The organism is Paracoccus sp. N5 (assembly GCF_000371965.1).
Classification (GTDB): domain Bacteria; phylum Pseudomonadota; class Alphaproteobacteria; order Rhodobacterales; family Rhodobacteraceae; genus Paracoccus.
Map to the genome: position 1 here is coordinate 272,725 of NZ_AQUO01000001.1, position 15,223 is coordinate 287,947.

Annotated in this window: 15 protein-coding genes and 1 pseudogene; 8 read left to right on the forward strand and 8 right to left on the reverse strand. The window is 67.6% G+C overall.

Annotation, left to right across the window (positions count from 1 at the left end):
• Positions 1–3 precede the first annotated feature (3 nt).
• From PARN5_RS0101325 to PARN5_RS0101335, 3 genes are all read right to left on the reverse strand, one after another.
• Positions 4–378, reverse strand: a complete 375-nt coding sequence (locus tag PARN5_RS0101325; protein WP_017998000.1) for an NADH:ubiquinone oxidoreductase subunit NDUFA12 — start codon at positions 376–378, stop codon at positions 4–6.
• A 268-nt stretch (positions 379–646) separates the two neighbouring features.
• A complete protein-coding gene (gene clpX / locus PARN5_RS0101330) occupies positions 647–1,912 on the reverse strand; it encodes an ATP-dependent Clp protease ATP-binding subunit ClpX (protein ID WP_017998001.1) in 1,266 nt (421 codons plus the stop codon).
• Positions 1,913–2,070: 158 nt separating this feature from the next.
• On the reverse strand, positions 2,071–2,700 hold the full coding sequence (locus tag PARN5_RS0101335; protein WP_017998002.1) for an ATP-dependent Clp protease proteolytic subunit: 630 nt from the start codon (positions 2,698–2,700) through the stop codon (positions 2,071–2,073).
• Between the two features lie 196 nt (positions 2,701–2,896).
• Between PARN5_RS0101335 and pth the strand changes: the two genes are divergently transcribed.
• The 4 genes and pseudogenes from pth to PARN5_RS25190 all read left to right on the forward strand — a co-directional run.
• A complete protein-coding gene (pth, locus tag PARN5_RS0101340) occupies positions 2,897–3,586 on the forward strand; it encodes an aminoacyl-tRNA hydrolase (RefSeq protein WP_017998003.1) in 690 nt (229 codons plus the stop codon).
• Positions 3,586–4,632: a DUF2332 family protein gene (locus tag PARN5_RS0101345; protein ID WP_017998004.1), complete on the forward strand. Its 1,047-nt coding sequence runs from the start codon at positions 3,586–3,588 to the stop codon at positions 4,630–4,632. The genes pth and PARN5_RS0101345 overlap by 1 nt, the downstream gene beginning before the upstream one ends.
• 1 nt (position 4,633) lies before the next feature.
• Positions 4,634–5,008, forward strand: coding sequence for a DUF2237 domain-containing protein (locus tag PARN5_RS0101350; protein WP_017998005.1), 375 nt, complete (start codon positions 4,634–4,636; stop codon positions 5,006–5,008).
• A 37-nt stretch (positions 5,009–5,045) separates the two neighbouring features.
• Positions 5,046–5,104: pseudogene (locus PARN5_RS25190) on the forward strand (hypothetical protein); the annotation flags it as partial.
• 139 nt (positions 5,105–5,243) lie between these two features.
• On the opposite strand, the gene PARN5_RS0101355 reads toward PARN5_RS25190, so the two are convergent.
• Together PARN5_RS0101355 and puuE are read right to left on the reverse strand one after the other, a co-directional pair.
• Positions 5,244–6,065 (reverse strand): bifunctional allantoicase/(S)-ureidoglycine aminohydrolase, encoded by an 822-nt coding sequence (locus PARN5_RS0101355; protein ID WP_026155089.1) that lies wholly within the window; start codon positions 6,063–6,065, stop codon positions 5,244–5,246.
• Between the two features lie 37 nt (positions 6,066–6,102).
• Complete coding sequence (gene puuE / locus PARN5_RS0101360) at positions 6,103–7,509, reverse strand: allantoinase PuuE (RefSeq protein ID WP_017998007.1); 1,407 nt, start codon at positions 7,507–7,509, stop codon at positions 6,103–6,105.
• Positions 7,510–7,725: 216 nt separating this feature from the next.
• Here puuE and PARN5_RS0101365 point away from each other — a divergent pair, with 216 nt between their 5' ends.
• The 4 genes from PARN5_RS0101365 to PARN5_RS0101380 all read left to right on the forward strand — a co-directional run bounded on the left by PARN5_RS0101365 (position 7,726) and on the right by PARN5_RS0101380 (position 12,766).
• Entirely contained in the window at positions 7,726–9,027 is a 1,302-nt protein-coding gene (locus PARN5_RS0101365; protein WP_017998008.1) for an NCS2 family permease, read from the forward strand.
• A gap of 140 nt (positions 9,028–9,167) precedes the next feature.
• The gene (tpa, locus tag PARN5_RS0101370) at positions 9,168–10,547 is read left to right on the forward strand and encodes a hypotaurine--pyruvate aminotransferase Tpa (RefSeq protein WP_017998009.1); all 1,380 of its coding nucleotides are present in this window, start codon (positions 9,168–9,170) and stop codon (positions 10,545–10,547) included.
• Between the two features lie 62 nt (positions 10,548–10,609).
• Entirely contained in the window at positions 10,610–12,064 is a 1,455-nt protein-coding gene (locus PARN5_RS0101375; protein WP_017998010.1) for a PLP-dependent aminotransferase family protein, read from the forward strand.
• Between the two features lie 84 nt (positions 12,065–12,148).
• Entirely contained in the window at positions 12,149–12,766 is a 618-nt protein-coding gene (locus tag PARN5_RS0101380) for a DsbA family protein (protein ID WP_017998011.1), read from the forward strand.
• 74 nt (positions 12,767–12,840) lie between these two features.
• On the opposite strand, the gene trpB is transcribed toward PARN5_RS0101380, so the two are convergent.
• From trpB to PARN5_RS0101395, 3 genes are read right to left on the reverse strand one after another with little or no spacing between them, the layout of a single operon-like run.
• On the reverse strand, positions 12,841–14,073 hold the full coding sequence (gene trpB / locus PARN5_RS0101385) for a tryptophan synthase subunit beta (protein ID WP_017998012.1): 1,233 nt from the start codon (positions 14,071–14,073) through the stop codon (positions 12,841–12,843).
• Between the two features lie 52 nt (positions 14,074–14,125).
• A complete protein-coding gene (locus PARN5_RS0101390) occupies positions 14,126–14,578 on the reverse strand; it encodes a GNAT family N-acetyltransferase (RefSeq protein ID WP_017998013.1) in 453 nt (150 codons plus the stop codon).
• A complete protein-coding gene (locus PARN5_RS0101395) occupies positions 14,575–15,222 on the reverse strand; it encodes a phosphoribosylanthranilate isomerase (protein WP_017998014.1) in 648 nt (215 codons plus the stop codon). Before PARN5_RS0101395 ends, PARN5_RS0101390 begins: the two co-directional genes overlap by 4 nt.
• Between the last annotated feature and the right edge of the window lies 1 nt (position 15,223).

Consider the following 15,223-nt stretch of genomic DNA (forward strand, 5'->3'; position numbering starts at 1 on the left):
GGCTTACTCGGGCTGCCAGGCGTCGTAGTCGCGGCGCTGCGCCGGCTCGGCCCGATAGAGCGAGCCCGCCGGATGATAGGCCGCCGGCGTGCCGGTCATGTTCGGCTCATGCGGCTTTTCCCAAGACTTGTGGCCCAGCGGCTCCTGCGTCGGCGGCTGCTTGTAGGTGTGATGCAGCCAGCCATGCCATTCCGGCGAGACGCGGCTCGCCTCGGCTTCGCCATTGTAGATCACCCAGCGACGCTTGCCGCCACCCGACTGGTAATAGACGTTGCCCTGATCGTCCTGGCCGACCTTCTCGCCGTAGAGCCTGGTCCAGACCTGGGTGTTCAAGGTCTGGCTGTTCCACCAGGTCAGGATGCGAAGCAGAAGCGACATGGGTGCGAACCTCTTGAATTTGTCTGGCCGAGATATGGCGCAACTCGCCCGGAAGGTCCAGAGAAGTTGCGCCTGACGGTCCCGCCCCGCCAGCCAGCCGAGCGGATCGGAGCGGAATCAGACCCGAGAGCCCCGGTCGCCCCGCTGCACCGATCCAGCCGGCCATCCACAGAGGAACAGACGCCCGCCGCATGCAAGCGTCCATGCCTCGCATTGAGGACTGAATCCAGGCAACGCCGGGTGAAATCACCGGCACCGTCAGACCCTCTCAGCTGGCCGTCGCGGTTTCCTTCTTGGCATCGGTGTGAATCAGCAGCGGCTTGGCGGTCGGGTTGTCGACGGCATCCTCGTTGACCACCACCTCGGCCACGCTGTCCATGCCCGGCAGGTCGAACATCGTGTCAAGCAGGATGTCCTCCATGATCGAGCGCAGGCCCCGCGCGCCGGTCTTGCGCTTGATGGCGCGGCGGGCGATGGCGGTCAGCGCGTCCTCGGTGAAGGTCAGCTTGACGTTTTCCAGGTCGAAGAGGCGCTGATACTGCTTGACCAGCGCGTTCTTGGGCTCGGTCAGGATGGTGATCAGCGCGGCCTCGTCCAGATCGCCCAGCGTGGCGATGACCGGCAGGCGGCCGACGAATTCCGGGATCAGGCCGAATTTCAGCAGGTCCTCGGGCTCGAGCTGCTTGAAGAGTTCGCCCACGCCCTTGTCGTCGTTTTCCTTGACCGAGGCGCCGAAGCCCATCGCCGTGCCCTTGTTGCGCTGCGCGATGATCCGGTCGAGGCCGGCGAAGGCGCCGCCGCAGATGAACAGGATGTTCGTGGTGTCCACCTGCAGGAATTCCTGCTGCGGATGCTTGCGCCCGCCCTGCGGGGGAACGCTGGCGACCGTGCCCTCCATGATCTTCAGCAGCGCCTGCTGCACGCCCTCGCCCGAGACGTCGCGGGTGATCGAGGGATTGTCGGACTTGCGGGTGATCTTGTCGACCTCGTCGATATAGACGATGCCGCGTTGCGCCCGCTCGACGTTGTATTCCGACGCCTGCAGCAGCTTCAGGATGATGTTTTCCACATCCTCGCCGACATAGCCGGCCTCGGTCAGCGTGGTCGCATCGGCCATGGTGAAGGGCACGTCGAGGATGCGCGCCAGGGTCTGCGCCAGCAGCGTCTTGCCGCAACCGGTCGGGCCGATCAGCAGGATGTTCGACTTGGCCAGCTCGATGTCGGTCTTCGACGAGTGGTTCAGCCGCTTGTAGTGATTGTGCACCGCGACCGAGAGCACGCGCTTGGCATGTTCCTGGCCGATGACGTAATCGTCCAGCACGTTGCAGATCTCGCGCGGGCTGGGCACGCCGTCGCCGGATTTCAGCGCCGAGGTCTTGGTCTCTTCGCGGATGATGTCCATGCAAAGTTCGACGCATTCATCGCAGATGAACACGGTCGGCCCGGCGATCAGCTTGCGGACCTCGTGCTGGCTCTTGCCGCAGAAGCTGCAATAGAGCGTGTTCTTGCTGTCGCCGCCGGTCGGGTTGGCCATCGGTTCGATCCTCGTATTGCCTCGGAGGCCCGGCGTGACTGCCGGGCGACCGCCTGTTCGCGGACGGGACGAAGCGCGCCCCGCGCATTTCGGCATATGTTACGGGCGCCACCTGCCCGTCACAATCCCAAACCTCGGCGACTTGCCGAGATTTTATCCTATTTCTCGGGCGTGGCCTTGCCGCGCGGCTCCAGGATCTCGTCGATCAGGCCCCATTCCTTGGCCTCTTCGGGCGACATGAAGCGGTCGCGCTCCAGCGCCTCCTCGACCTCTTCCAGCGTGCGGCCGGTGTGCTGGACATAGATCTCGTTCAGCCGGCGCTTCAGCTTTTCCGTCTCGCGCGCGTGGATCAGGATGTCGGTCGCCTGGCCCTGGAAGCCGCCCGAGGGCTGGTGGACCATGATGCGCGAATTCGGCAGCGAGAAGCGGTTGCCCGGCTGGCCGGCGCAAAGCAGCAGCGAGCCCATCGAGGCCGCCTGTCCCACCACCAGCGTCGAGACGCGCGGCTTGATGTATTGCATGGTGTCATAGATCGACAGGCCCGCGGTCACCACGCCGCCGGGGCTGTTGATATACATGCTGATGTCCTTGGTCGGGTTCTCCGCCTCGAGGAACAGGAGCTGCGCCGAGATCAGCGTCGCCATGCCGTCATGCACCGGGCCGGACAGGAAGATGATCCGTTCCTTCAGCAGGCGCGAGAAGATGTCATAGGCGCGTTCGCCCCGGCTGGTCTGTTCGACGACCATGGGGACGAGCGTGTTCATGTAGAATTCTGCCGGATCGTGCATGTCTTTTCCTGCTTTTGTCCCTGCCTGGCCTGTCCGTTTCGCGATTCGACCCGAAAGCGCGGTGGCGCCTCGTCGTCTCATAGACGCGAAAGGTTGACAGAGTCTTAGTAACGCCAGCCCGCGAGGACAAGAGAGCGATAAAATTTGCCCCTCGCCGCCCGCCCCGTTACTCTGGCGCCGAGCGACGGAGAAACGCATGAAACTGATCGTGGGCCTTGGCAATCCCGGCCCGAAATACGCGCAAAACCGGCATAACGTGGGCTTCATGGCGGTCGATCGCATCGCCGCGGACCACGGCTTTTCCCCCTGGCGCGCGCGCTTCCAGGGCGAGATCGCCGAGGGCCGCCTGGGCGATGAGCGCGTCACGCTGCTGAAGCCCGCGACCTTCATGAACCTGTCGGGCCAGTCGGTCGGCGAGGCCATGCGCTATCTGAAGCTGACGCCGGCCGAGGTGATCGTGCTGCATGACGAGCTGGACCTCGCGCCCGGCCGCGTGCGGGTCAAGACCGGCGGCGGCCATGCCGGGCACAACGGGCTGCGCTCGATCCACCAGCATATCGGCGAGGCCTACCGGCGGCTGCGCATCGGCATCGGCCATCCCGGCCACAAGGACCGGGTGGCCGGCTATGTGCTGTCGGATTTCGCCAAGGCCGAGCAGGACGGGCTGGACGACCTGTTGCGCGGCATCTCGGACGGGGCAGCGGCGCTGGCGCTTGGCGACGATACGCGGCTGATGAATGCGGTCGCGGCCCGCGTGGCCCCGGCGCGAAACAGCGGCACGCGGCCGGAAAGGCCGGCCGATCCGCCTGCGGCGAAAGCTCCGCCCGCGGCCGAGCCGCCGAGCATGGCCGAGCGGCTGCGCGCGCTTGGCGACCGGTTCCGCTGATGGGCTGGCAGCAGGCCTTTGCCGATCAGACGCGCGCCTGCCGTGCCTTGGGCTCGGGCCTAACGGCGCGGGTCTGCGAAGCCCTGGCGCGCACCATCGCCGCAGACCAGGGACCGGTCGGGCGGCGTGTGAAGTCCTGGCCGGGCAATCCGGCAGTCGGCGCCGACTCCCTGCCGCTGCGGCTGTGCGGTGCGCTGCATGCGCTGGTGCTTTCGGAGCAGGCGCCGGATCTGGCGCAGGCCTATGCCATGGGCGGCGGGGCGGATCTGGATCGGGTGATTGCATATGTAATTCAGCGGTATGACCGGCATATCCTGGAATTCATCGAGCATGCGCCGCAGACCAACGAGGTCGGCCGCTCGGCGGTGCTGATTGCCGGCGCCTGGTTCCTGGCCGGGGTGACGCAACCCGCCGCTTTCGAGTTGCTGGAACTGGGTGCCAGCGCCGGATTGAACCTGAACTTTCCGCGCTACAGCCTTGCCGATGAACAGGAATTCCAGCCGACACTTGCCGGCGAGCCCGCTTCGGCGCTGCGGCTCGCGCCATTGTGGCGCGGGACGCCGCCGCAACCGGCGGCGCTGGCGATCACCGATGCGCGCGGGGTGGATCTGAACCCGCTCGACCCGCAGCGCGACGGGGCGCGGCTGATGGCCTATGTCTGGGCGGACCAGCGCGACCGGCTGGCACGGCTGCGGGCGGCGCTCTCCATCGCCGCCGAGCACCCGCCGCATGTCGAGCGCGCCGATGCCGCCGACTGGCTGGAGACGCAGCTGGCCAGGCCGGAACCGCAGGGCCGGCTGGTCTATCACACCGTCGCCGCGCAATATTTCCCGCAAGCCAGCCGCGACCGGATCGAGGCGGCGCTGCAGGAAGCCGGCGCGCGCGCCGCGCCCCACGCGCCCCTGGCGCATCTGTCGATGGAGGCGGATGGCGGCGACGGCGCCGCCCTGCGGCTGCGGCTCTGGGCCGGCGGCCTGCGGGAATGGGATCTGGGCCGGGCCGACTTCCATGGCCGCTGGCTCGACTGGCAGCCGAAGGAGATCTGACATGGACCCCGCGCTGAACGTCCTGGGCGGCAAGCTGGAAAGCTGTTCGACCGCGCCGATGACCGGGTTTTTCCGCGACGGCTGCTGCAACACCGGCCCCGAGGATACCGGGCGCCACACCGTCTGTGTCATCGTCACCGCCGAATTCCTGGCGCTGTCGAAATACCTTGGCAACGATCTCAGCACGCCGCGGCCCGAATTCCGCTTTCCGGGGCTGAAGCCCGGCGACCGCTGGTGCCTTTGCGCGGCGCGCTTCCTGCAGGCGGCGCAGGAATTCGCCGCGCCCGAGGTGGTGCTGGCGGCGACACATGCCCGCACGCTGGACATCGTGCCGCTGGCCCTGCTGCAGGCCCATGCCGCCGGGCGCAAGGACTAGGCGGCGTAAAGCGGATTCCGGGGCTTCTGCGCTGCCGATGCAGAACCGCCTGCCCGAATTGCGGGCCCTGCGCGGCTGGTCGCAGAGCGACCTGGCCGAGGCGCTCCAGGTATCGCGCCAGACCGTCAATGCGCCGCGCTGCGACACGGACTGCCGCTGGCCTTCGGCCGCCGGTTCGAGAACAGCTTCCGGTCCTGAAACGACACCGCCCCGGCTTTCGACCGGGGCGGGCGCCTTATTTCCAGATCGGCGCGTGGCGGTTCACGTCCTTGTAGAGCAGATAGCGGAAGTTCCCCGGCCCGCCGGCATAGCAGCATTGCGGGCAGAAGGCGCGCAGCCACATGAAATCGCCCGGCCCGACCTCGACCCAGTCGCGGTTCAGGCGATAGACCGCCTTGCCCTCGATCACGAACAGCCCGTGCTCCATGACATGGGTCTCGGCGAAGGGGATCGAGCCGCCCGGCTTGAAGGTCACGATGGTGATATGCATGTCGTGGCGCATATCGGTCGGGTCCATGAAGCGGGTGGTGGCCCAGCTGTCATTGGTGTCGGGCATCGGGATCGGCGCGATGTCGCGTTCGTTGGCGATGATCACGTCGGGCTTGTCGAGCCCGGGGACCGCCTGCCAGCGCTTGCGCCACCAATGGAAGCGCGAGAGCTGGTCGCCCGCGCGCACCGTCCATTCGGTGCCGGCGGGGATATAGGCAAAGCCGCCCGGGGTCAGCTCATGCACCTGGCCCGCGATGGTCAGGGTGACGGCGCCATCGGTGACGAAGATCGCCGATTGCACGCCCGCGTCCTCTTCCGGCCGGTCCGAGCCGCCCTGCGGCTGCAACTCGACGATATACTGGCTGAAGGTCTCGGCGAAGCCCGAGAGCGGCCGGGCGATCATCCACAGCCGCATGCCGGTCCAGCCCGGCAGGAAGCTGGTCACGATGTCGCGCATCGTGCTGGCGGGGATGACGGCGTAGGCCTCGGTGAAGACGGCGGTGTCGGTGGTCAGGTCGGTCTGGGGCGGCAGACCGGCGAAGGGTCCGGCATAGGTCGGTGCGGCCATGGTCGCGCCTTTCGGAATATGGTTCATCGGGGGAATCCTATTTCAGCGCGTCATGCAGCCGCAACTCGGCGATGCGCATGACCTGGCGCTCGGCCTCGGCCCGCTCGGTCGCGGTGTCGTTGCCGATGCGCGCCTGCATCGCCGCCATGATGCCCGCCTTGTCGTGGTCGCGGACCGCGATGATGAAGGGGAAGCCGTGCTTGGCGACATATTCGGTGTTCAGCGCCTGGAAGGTCTCGCGCTCGGCATCGGTCAGCGCGTCGAGCCCGGCCGAGGCCTGTTCCGAGGTGCTTTCCGCCGTCAGCCGCTTGGCCTGCGCCAGCTTGCCGGCCAGGTCCGGGTGCGCGACCAGCACGCCCAGCCGTTCCTCGTCCGAGGCACCGCGGAAGACCTGCGCCATGCGCGCGGCAAGCCCGGCGGGGGTGTCGTGGATCGCGCCCATCTCGCCGTCCCAGACCCGTTCGGCGATGAAGGGCGAATGCTCGTAGATGCCGCCGAATTTCTGCACGAAATCCTCGCGCGCCATTTCGGACGGGCGCTGGCGCGGCTGGAACGGATGCGTCCTGGCCCAGTGCCGGGCGATGTCGAGCCGGGTGGCAAACCAGACGCCCTCATGCTTGCGGCAATGCTCGAGGAACTTCTGCACCGCGATGGCCCGGCCCGGACGGCCGGCCAGCCGGCAATGCAGGCCGATGGACATCATCTTTGGCGCACCGGCCTGCCCTTCGGCATAGAGCACGTCGAAGCTGTCGCGCAGGTAGTCGAAGAACTCGACCCCGGTGCCGAAGCCCTGGCCCGAGGAGAAGCGCATGTCGTTGGCGTCCATCGTATAGGGCACCATCAGCTGCGGCTTGCCCTTGTGGACATGCCAATAGGGCAGGTCGTCGGCGATGGTGTCGGCGAGATATTCGAAGCCGCCCTCCTCGCAGCCCAGCGCCACCGTGTTCATCGAGGTGCGGCCCTGGTAGAAGCCGCGCGGCCGCTCGCCAGTGACGCGGGTGTGCAACTCGACCGCCTTGGCGATATGCTCGGCCTCGGTCTCGGCCGGGATGTCGCGGTAGTCGATCCACTTGTAGCCATGGGTGGCGATTTCCCAGCCGGCGCGCTGCATGGCCGCGACCTGCTCGGGCGCCCGCTCCAGCGCGGTCGCCACGCCATAGATGGTGACCGGCGTATCCTTCAGCAGGCGATGCAGCCGCCAGAAGCCCGCACGCGCGCCATAGTCATAGATCGATTCCATGTTCCAGTGCCGCTTGCCCGGCCAGGGCTGGCAACCGATGATCTCGGACAGGAAGGCCTCGGAGGCGGCGTCGCCGTGCTCCAGGCTGTTCTCGCCGCCCTCCTCGTAGTTGATGACGATCTGCACCGCGATCTTGGCACCACCGGGCCATTTCGGATCGGGCGTGGTCTCGCCATAGCCAATCATGTCGCGGCTGTATCGCATCGCTTGCTTCCTTCTGGTTCTTCCGGCCTGATAGCACAGACCATCTGGACGGGCTTTCAGGCAAGCGCCTATTGCTAAAAACAGATCCAAGATTTCGTTGAAAATCCCGATTTATCCATAACCGATTGAAACTCTGTCGCTGGAACCGGGATGGTCGGTCTTGCCTGCTTGCGCATAGTGTGAGCGCATGGCGGCAAACCGCCGATGGGAGGAACCATGCTAGACAAGCACTTCGGGCTGACGGCCCATGGCACCAGCGTAAGGACGGAGGTGATCGCGGGCATCACCACCTTCCTGACGATGGCCTATATCATCTTCGTGAACCCGGACATCCTGTCCTCGACCGGCATGGACCGCAATGCGGTCTTCGTCGCGACCTGCCTTGCCGCGGCCATCGGCTCGGCCGTCATGGCGCTTTGGGCGAACTGGCCCATCGGCATGGCGCCCGGCATGGGGCTGAACGCCTTCTTCGCCTTTACCGTGGTCGGCGCGCTGGGATTCACCTGGCAGCAGGCGCTGGGGGCGGTGTTCATCTCGGGCCTGGTGTTCCTGTTTCTGTCGGCGACCGGGATCCGGCGCTGGCTGATCGCCGGCATCCCGACCTCGATGCGCTCGGCCATCGCGGCGGGCATCGGCATGTTCCTGGGGCTGATCGCGCTGAAGAACTCGGGCATCGTCGTGGACAACCCGGCGACGCTGGTGGGCCTGGGCGACCTGACCGCCACCGGCACGCTGCTGGCCATCGCCGGCTTCTTCATCATCGCGGCACTAGACGCGCTGAAGGTGCGCGGCTCGATCCTGATCGGCATCCTGGTCATCACCGTGGCCTCGATCCTGCTGGGCGCCAGCCAGTTCGGCGGCGTCATCTCGATGCCGCCCTCGATCGCGCCGACCTTCCTGCAACTCGACATCGCCGGGGCGCTGACCGTGGGCATCTTCCACGTCATCCTGGTCATGGTGCTGGTCGAGGTCTTTGACGCCACCGGCACGCTGATCGGCGTGGCCAAGCGCGCCGGCCTGCTGACCGAAGGCCCCGCCCATACCAACAAGGGCCTGAGCCGGGCGCTGATGGCCGATTCGACGGCGATCCTGGCCGGCTCGCTCCTGGGCACCAGCTCGACCACGGCCTATGTCGAAAGCGCCTCGGGCGTGCAGGCGGGCGGGCGCACCGGCCTGACCGCGCTGGTCGTCGCGGTGCTGTTCCTGCTGGCGATGTTCTTCGCCCCGCTCGCCGGTTCGGTCCCGGCCTATGCCACCGCGCCGGCGCTGCTCTATGTCGCCTGCCTGATGGTGCGCGAATTCGAGGAGATCAGCTGGGGCGACGTCACCGAAAGCGCGCCGGCGGTGCTGACCGCGCTGATGATGCCCTTCACCTATTCCATCGCCAACGGCCTGGCCTTCGGCTTCGTGAGCTACGCCGCGATCAAGCTCCTGACCGGCCGCGCGCGCGAGGTTCACGCCGCGACCTGGATCGTGGCGGCGCTTTTCGTGATCCGCTTCGCCTTCTTCATGGAATGACACGCCAGGGGGCCGACCGGCCCCCTGCCCGCTCTGCTGATCCGTCGCGCTGGCCTCATCTATTCGCGCAATCTGGCTCTATCCCTTTGCCCGTTTCAGGCGCAGTCAGGATGAAACCCCCTTGCCGCAGGAGCCCGGCCATGACGCTCGATCTCAATCCCAATGATATGTCGCATGTGGTCGAGGCCGACCGCGCCCATGTCTGGCACCACCTGAGCCAGCACAAGCAATACGAGACCATCGACCCCCGCGTCTTCGTCGAGGGCAAGGGCATGAAGCTGTGGGATGCGACCGGGCGCGAGTTCCTGGACGCGGTCTCGGGCGGGGTCTGGACCGTCAACGTCGGTTATGGCCGCGAAAGCATCGCCAATGCGATCCGCGACCAGCTCATCAAGCTGAATTATTACGCCGGCGCCGCCGGCACCGTGCCGGGCGCCATCTTCGCCCAGAAGCTGATCGAGAAGATGCCGGGCATGAGCCGGGTCTATTACTCGAACTCGGGCTCCGAGGCGAACGAGAAGGTCTACAAGATGGTGCGCCAGATCGCGGCGAACCATCACGGCGGCCGCAAGTGGAAGATCCTGTATCGCGACCGCGACTATCACGGCACCACCATCGGCACGCTGGCGACCAGCGGCCAGGACCAGCGCGCCACCGCCTACGGACCCTTCCCCGACGGCTTCATCCGCGTGCCGCATTGCCTGGAATACCGCAAGCAATGGGACGTGGAGAACTACGGCGAGCGTGCCGCCGACGCCATCGAGGAGGTGATCCTGCGCGAAGGCCCCGACACCGTCGGCGCCATCGTGCTGGAGCCGGTGACCGCCGGCGGCGGCGTCATCACCCCGCCCGAGGGCTATTGGCAGCGCGTGCAGGAGATCTGCCGCAAATACGACATCCTGCTGCATATCGACGAGGTGGTCTGCGGGCTTGGCCGCACCGGCACCTGGTTCGGCTATCAGCATTACGGGATTCAGCCGGATTTCGTGACCATGGCCAAGGGCGTCGCCTCGGGCTATGCCGCGATCTCCTGCACCGTCACCACCGAGCGCGTCTTCGAGATGTTCAAGGACAGGCCCGAGGACGGCATGAGCTTCTTCCGCGACATCTCGACCTTCGGCGGCTGCACCTCGGGTCCGGTGGCCGCCATCGAGAACATGCGCATCATCGAGGAAGAGAAACTGCTGGAAAACACCATCGCCATGGGCAACCGGGTGCTGGACAACCTGACCACGCTGATGGACAGGCACGCCGTCATCGGCGACGTGCGCGGCAAGGGCCTGTTCTGCGGCGCCGAGCTGGTTTCGGACCGCAAGACACGCGAGCCGATGGATGAGAAGAAGGTGCAGGCCGTGGTCGCCGAATGCCTGGCGCAGGGCGTCATCATCGGCGCCACCAACCGCTCGCTGCCCGGGTTCAACAACACGCTCTGCCTGTCGCCGGCGCTGATCGCCACGGCGGAGGACATCGACCGCATCACCGACACCATCGACCGGGCGCTGACCAAGGTCTTTGGCTGACGGGACTTGATCCGCGGCGGCATTCGGGGGAGTGATCGTCCGACAGCCGCCGCGGACCCTTCATGCCCATCCCTCCCGACGCATTCTTCCTGGACCACGGCGACGGCCTGCCGCTGCAGGTGCAGCTGCGCCGCCAGATCATCGCGGCGGTGACGGCGGGCCGGTTCCGCGCCGGGGAAAAGCTGCCCTCGACCCGGGCACTGGCCCGGCATCTGGGCGTGGCGCGGGTGACGGTGGCGCAGGCCTTCGCCGAGCTGGTCTCGACCGACTACCTGGCCAGCCGCGACCGGGCCGGGCATTTCATCTCGGACGCGATCGAGCGACATCTCGAGGCCGAGCCGCCCGCGCCGGCGGTGCCGCGCTTCGACTGGGACAGCAAGCTCGAGCGGCGCTTCGGCAGCGCCCGCCGCTCCGACCGCGAGCGCGACTGGCGTCGCTTTGCCTATCCCTTCATCTATGGCCAGGCCGATCCGACGCTGGTCGACCACGCCGCCTGGCGCGACTGCGCCATGCGCACGCTGGGCCGGCGCGAATTCGACAGCGTGACCGGAGATCTCTACGACGCCGACGATACCGAGCTGGTCGATCACATCGCGCGCCAGATCCTGCCCCGGCGCGGCATCGCCGCCCATCAGGGCGAGATCCTGCTGACCATGGGGGCGCAGAACGCGCTGTGGCTGGCGGCGCAGGTGCTGCTGCGGCCCGGCGCCTCCTGCGCGGTCGAGGATCCGTCCTATCCCGGCCAGCGCGAGATCCTGTCGGCCAGCGGTGCGCGCCTCTTGCCGGTGCCGGTCGATGCCCATGGCCTGCCGCCCGATGCGGTGCCGGCGGGCGTGGCGGCTGTGTTTACGACCGCCAGCCATCAATGCCCGACCAATTCGACCATGCCGCTGGCCCGCCGCAAGGAACTGCTGGCGCGGGCCGAGGCGCAGGGCTTTGCCGTGGTCGAGGACGATTACGAATTCGAGATGTCCTTCGCCGGCGCGCCCTCGCCCGCGCTCAAGGCCATCGACCGGGCCGGGGCGGTGATCTATATCGGCAGCTTCTCGAAATCGGTGTTTCCCGGCGTGCGGCTGGGCTATCTGGTCGCCGATCCCCGCTTCATCGCCGAGGCGCGGGCGCTGCGCGGCATGGCGCTGCGCCACCCGCCCGGCCACATGCAGCGCACGCTGGCGCATTTCCTGTCGCTGGGCCATTACGACGCCCAGGCGAACCGCATGCGCCGCGCCTATGCCCGCCGCCGGGCCGTCATGCTGGAGGCCATCGCGCGCGAGGGCCTGCAACTGGCCTCGCCCGAGGCCAACGGCGGCTCGAGCTTCTGGCTGGCGACCGGCGGCGTCGACTCCTCGGCGCTGACCGAGCGGCTCAAGGCCCGCGACGTGCTGATCGAGCCGGGCTGGCCCTTCTTTGCCGATCCGGCGCGCGGGCGGGGCTTCTTCCGGCTGGCCTATTCCTCGATCTCGGCCGAGCGCATCCCCGAGGGCATCCGCCGCATCGCCGCGGCGATCCGCAGCTAGCCGCACGGAAATGTCATGGCATCCCGCTTGACCGGGCCGGGCAGCGATGGCTTTCAGGAGAAGCCCAGAGGAAAGGATCGAACCATGCGCCGCCCCCTTGCCGCAATCGCCGTCGCGCTGAGCCTCGGGCTGTCGCTGGTGCCCGGCCTCGCCCCGGCGCAGGACGCGGCCGAGGTCGCCGCGATCAAGCGCGCCGTCTTCGAGGCGCCGGACCTGCCGGTCATGGGCAACGCGCAGGGCGACGTGGTGCTGGTCGAGTTTTCCGACTACAATTGCGGCTTCTGCCGCAAATCCGCCCCTGAGGTCACGGCCTTCCTGAAATCCGACCCCGGCGTCAAGCTGGTGGTGCATGAAATCCCGATCTTCGGCGAGGGCTCGCGTTACGCCGCCCGGGCCGCGCTGGCCGCGCGCGCGCAGGGCAAGTATCCGCAGTTCCACCGGGCGCTGATGACCATGCGCGGCAGGGCCGAAGAGGCCTCGGTGCTGCGCATCGCGCGCGAGGTCGGGCTGGACGTGGCGCGGCTGCAACGCGACATGGAGGCGCCCGAGATCACCGCGCGCATCGAGCGGTCGCTGCAACTGGCCGACGAGATAGGCCTGGTCGGCACGCCCAGCTTCGTCGTCGGCGACCGCGCGGTCTTCGGCTATCTGCCACGCGCCGACCTGGCCGAGCTGGTGGCCGAGGCCCGGGCCGCGCACTGACCGCCCCCGAAACGCCGGACGCGCCCGCGCGATGCCGCCGGGCGCGTCCTGATGCTTGCGGAATGGGGCCGCGTTCAGATCTTCATGTCGAAGCCAAGGTGCTTGGCCACGGTGAAGATGTCCTTGTCTCCCCGGCCCGACAGGTTCACCACCATGATGTGGTCCCTGGGCAGGGTCGGCGCCAGCTTGATGACATGGGCCAGCGCATGGCAAGGCTCCAGTGCCGGGATGATGCCTTCGAGTTCGCAGAGCTTCTGGAAGGCCGCCAGCGCCTCGTCATCGGTCACGCTGACATATTCGGCGCGGCCCTGCTCCTTGAGCCAGGCGTGTTCGGGGCCGATGCCGGGATAGTCGAGCCCGGCGCTGATCGAATGGCCTTCGAGGATCTGGCCTTCGTCATCCATCAGCAGATAGGTGCGGTTGCCATGCAGCACGCCGGGGCGGCCGCCGGTCAGGCTGGCGCAATGCAGCATGCGCTCGTCGACGCCCTTGCCGCCGGCCTCGACGCCGATGATGCGCACCGAGGGGTCGTCGAGGAAGGGGTGGAACAGGCCCATGGCGTTCGAGCCGCCGCCGATGGCCGCGACGACGCTGTCGGGCAGCCGGCCCTTGCCCTCTTGTTCCTCGAGTTGCCAGCGGGTCTCGCGGCCGATGATGCGCTGGAAGTCGCGCACCATGGCCGGATAGGGATGCGGGCCGGCGACGGTGCCGATGCAATAGAAGGTGTCGCGCACATTGGTCACCCAGTCGCGCAGCGCGTCGTTCATCGCATCCTTCAGCGTGCCGCGGCCCGAGGTCACCGGCACCACCTCGGCACCCAAGAGCCGCATGCGGAACACGTTCGGCGCCTGGCGCTCGACGTCATGGGCACCCATGTAGACGATGCATTTCAGCCCGAAGCGGGCGCAGACCGTTGCCGTCGCCACGCCATGCTGGCCGGCGCCGGTCTCGGCGATGATGCGGGTCTTGCCCATGCGGCGCGCCAGCAGGATCTGGCCCAGCACATTGTTGATCTTGTGGCTGCCGGTGTGGTTCAGCTCTTCGCGCTTGAGATAGATCCTGGCGCCGCCCAGAGCCTCGGTCAGGCGCGGGGCGAAATAGAGCGGGCTGGGGCGGCCGACGTAATGTTTCCACAGATCGTCCATCTCGGCCCAGAAGCTCGGGTCGTCCTTGGCGCGGTCGTATTCGGCCTGCAGGTCCAGGATCAGCGGCATCAGCGTCTCGCTGACGAAGCGGCCGCCGAAGATGCCGAAGCGGCCCTGTTCGTCCGGCCCGTTCAGGAAACTGTTGATCAGGTCTTCGGCCATGGCTGTCCTCGCGCGCGGTCGGGGTGGGTATTTGGGGAGCAAAGAAGTCCCCTCAGAGGGATTTCTTATATCCGATATGCGAAGCGGTAAAGCCGAGCCGGTCGTAGAAGCGATGCGCGTCGCTCCGGCTGCGGTTGGTGGTGAATTGCAGCAGCGTGCAGGCGGCGGCGCGGGCGCGGGTTTCGGCATCGCGGATCAGCGCCGCGCCGATGCCCTGGCCGCGCAGGTCGGGGCGGACGCGGACGCCCTCGATCTGGGCGCGGCGGGCGGCGGTCAGCGACAGGCCCGAGATGCAGGTCAGCTGGTAGCAGGCGACGATCTCATGCCCGGACAGGCCGACGATCAGCCGGTTCGCGGTCTCGGCCTGTATGGCGTCGAAGGCGGCGAGATAGGGTGCGAGATCGCCGCTTTCGCGCCCGCGGCCCAGCGGGTCGTCGCGCAAGAGCGCCAGCACCGCGGGAACCTCGTCGCGCCGGGCTTCGCGAAAGGCGACGGGCGGAGTCACAGGATCGGCGCGGTGGCGCGGGCGGTAAAGCGACGGATACGCGCGGGGTCCTTGACGCCGGGCGCGCTTTCGACGCCCGAGGACACGTCGACGCCCGGCGCCCGGGTCAGGCGGATCGCCTCATGCACGTTGTCTGGCGTCAGGCCGCCGGCGAGCAGCCAGGGTTTCAGGATCTGCCGGCCGGCCAGCAGCCGCCAGTCGAAGGCAAGGCCGTTGCCGCCGGGCAGTTCGGCACCCTTGGGGGGTTTCGCATCGATCAGCAGCATGTCGGCGACCAGGCCATAATCCCAGAGCTGGTCCAGATCGGCGGGCTCGGCCACGCCCACCGCCTTCATCACCGGCAGGCCGGTCAGGGCGCGCACCTCGGCCACCCGGGCCGGGGTTTCCTCGCCGTGCAGCTGGATCAGGTCCAATGGCACGCGCTCCAGAACCTGGGCCAAGGCCGCGTTGTCGGGGTTCACGAAGAGCCCGACCTTGGCGATGCCTAGGGGCACCTGCACCGCCAGCGCCGCCGCTTGTTCGGCACTGACGTGGCGCGGCGATTTCGGGAAGAAGACGAAACCGACATAGCGGGCGCCGGATTCGACGGCCGCCGAAAGGCCGGCGGCCTCGGTCAGGCCGCAGATCTTGACGGAGACGGCCATG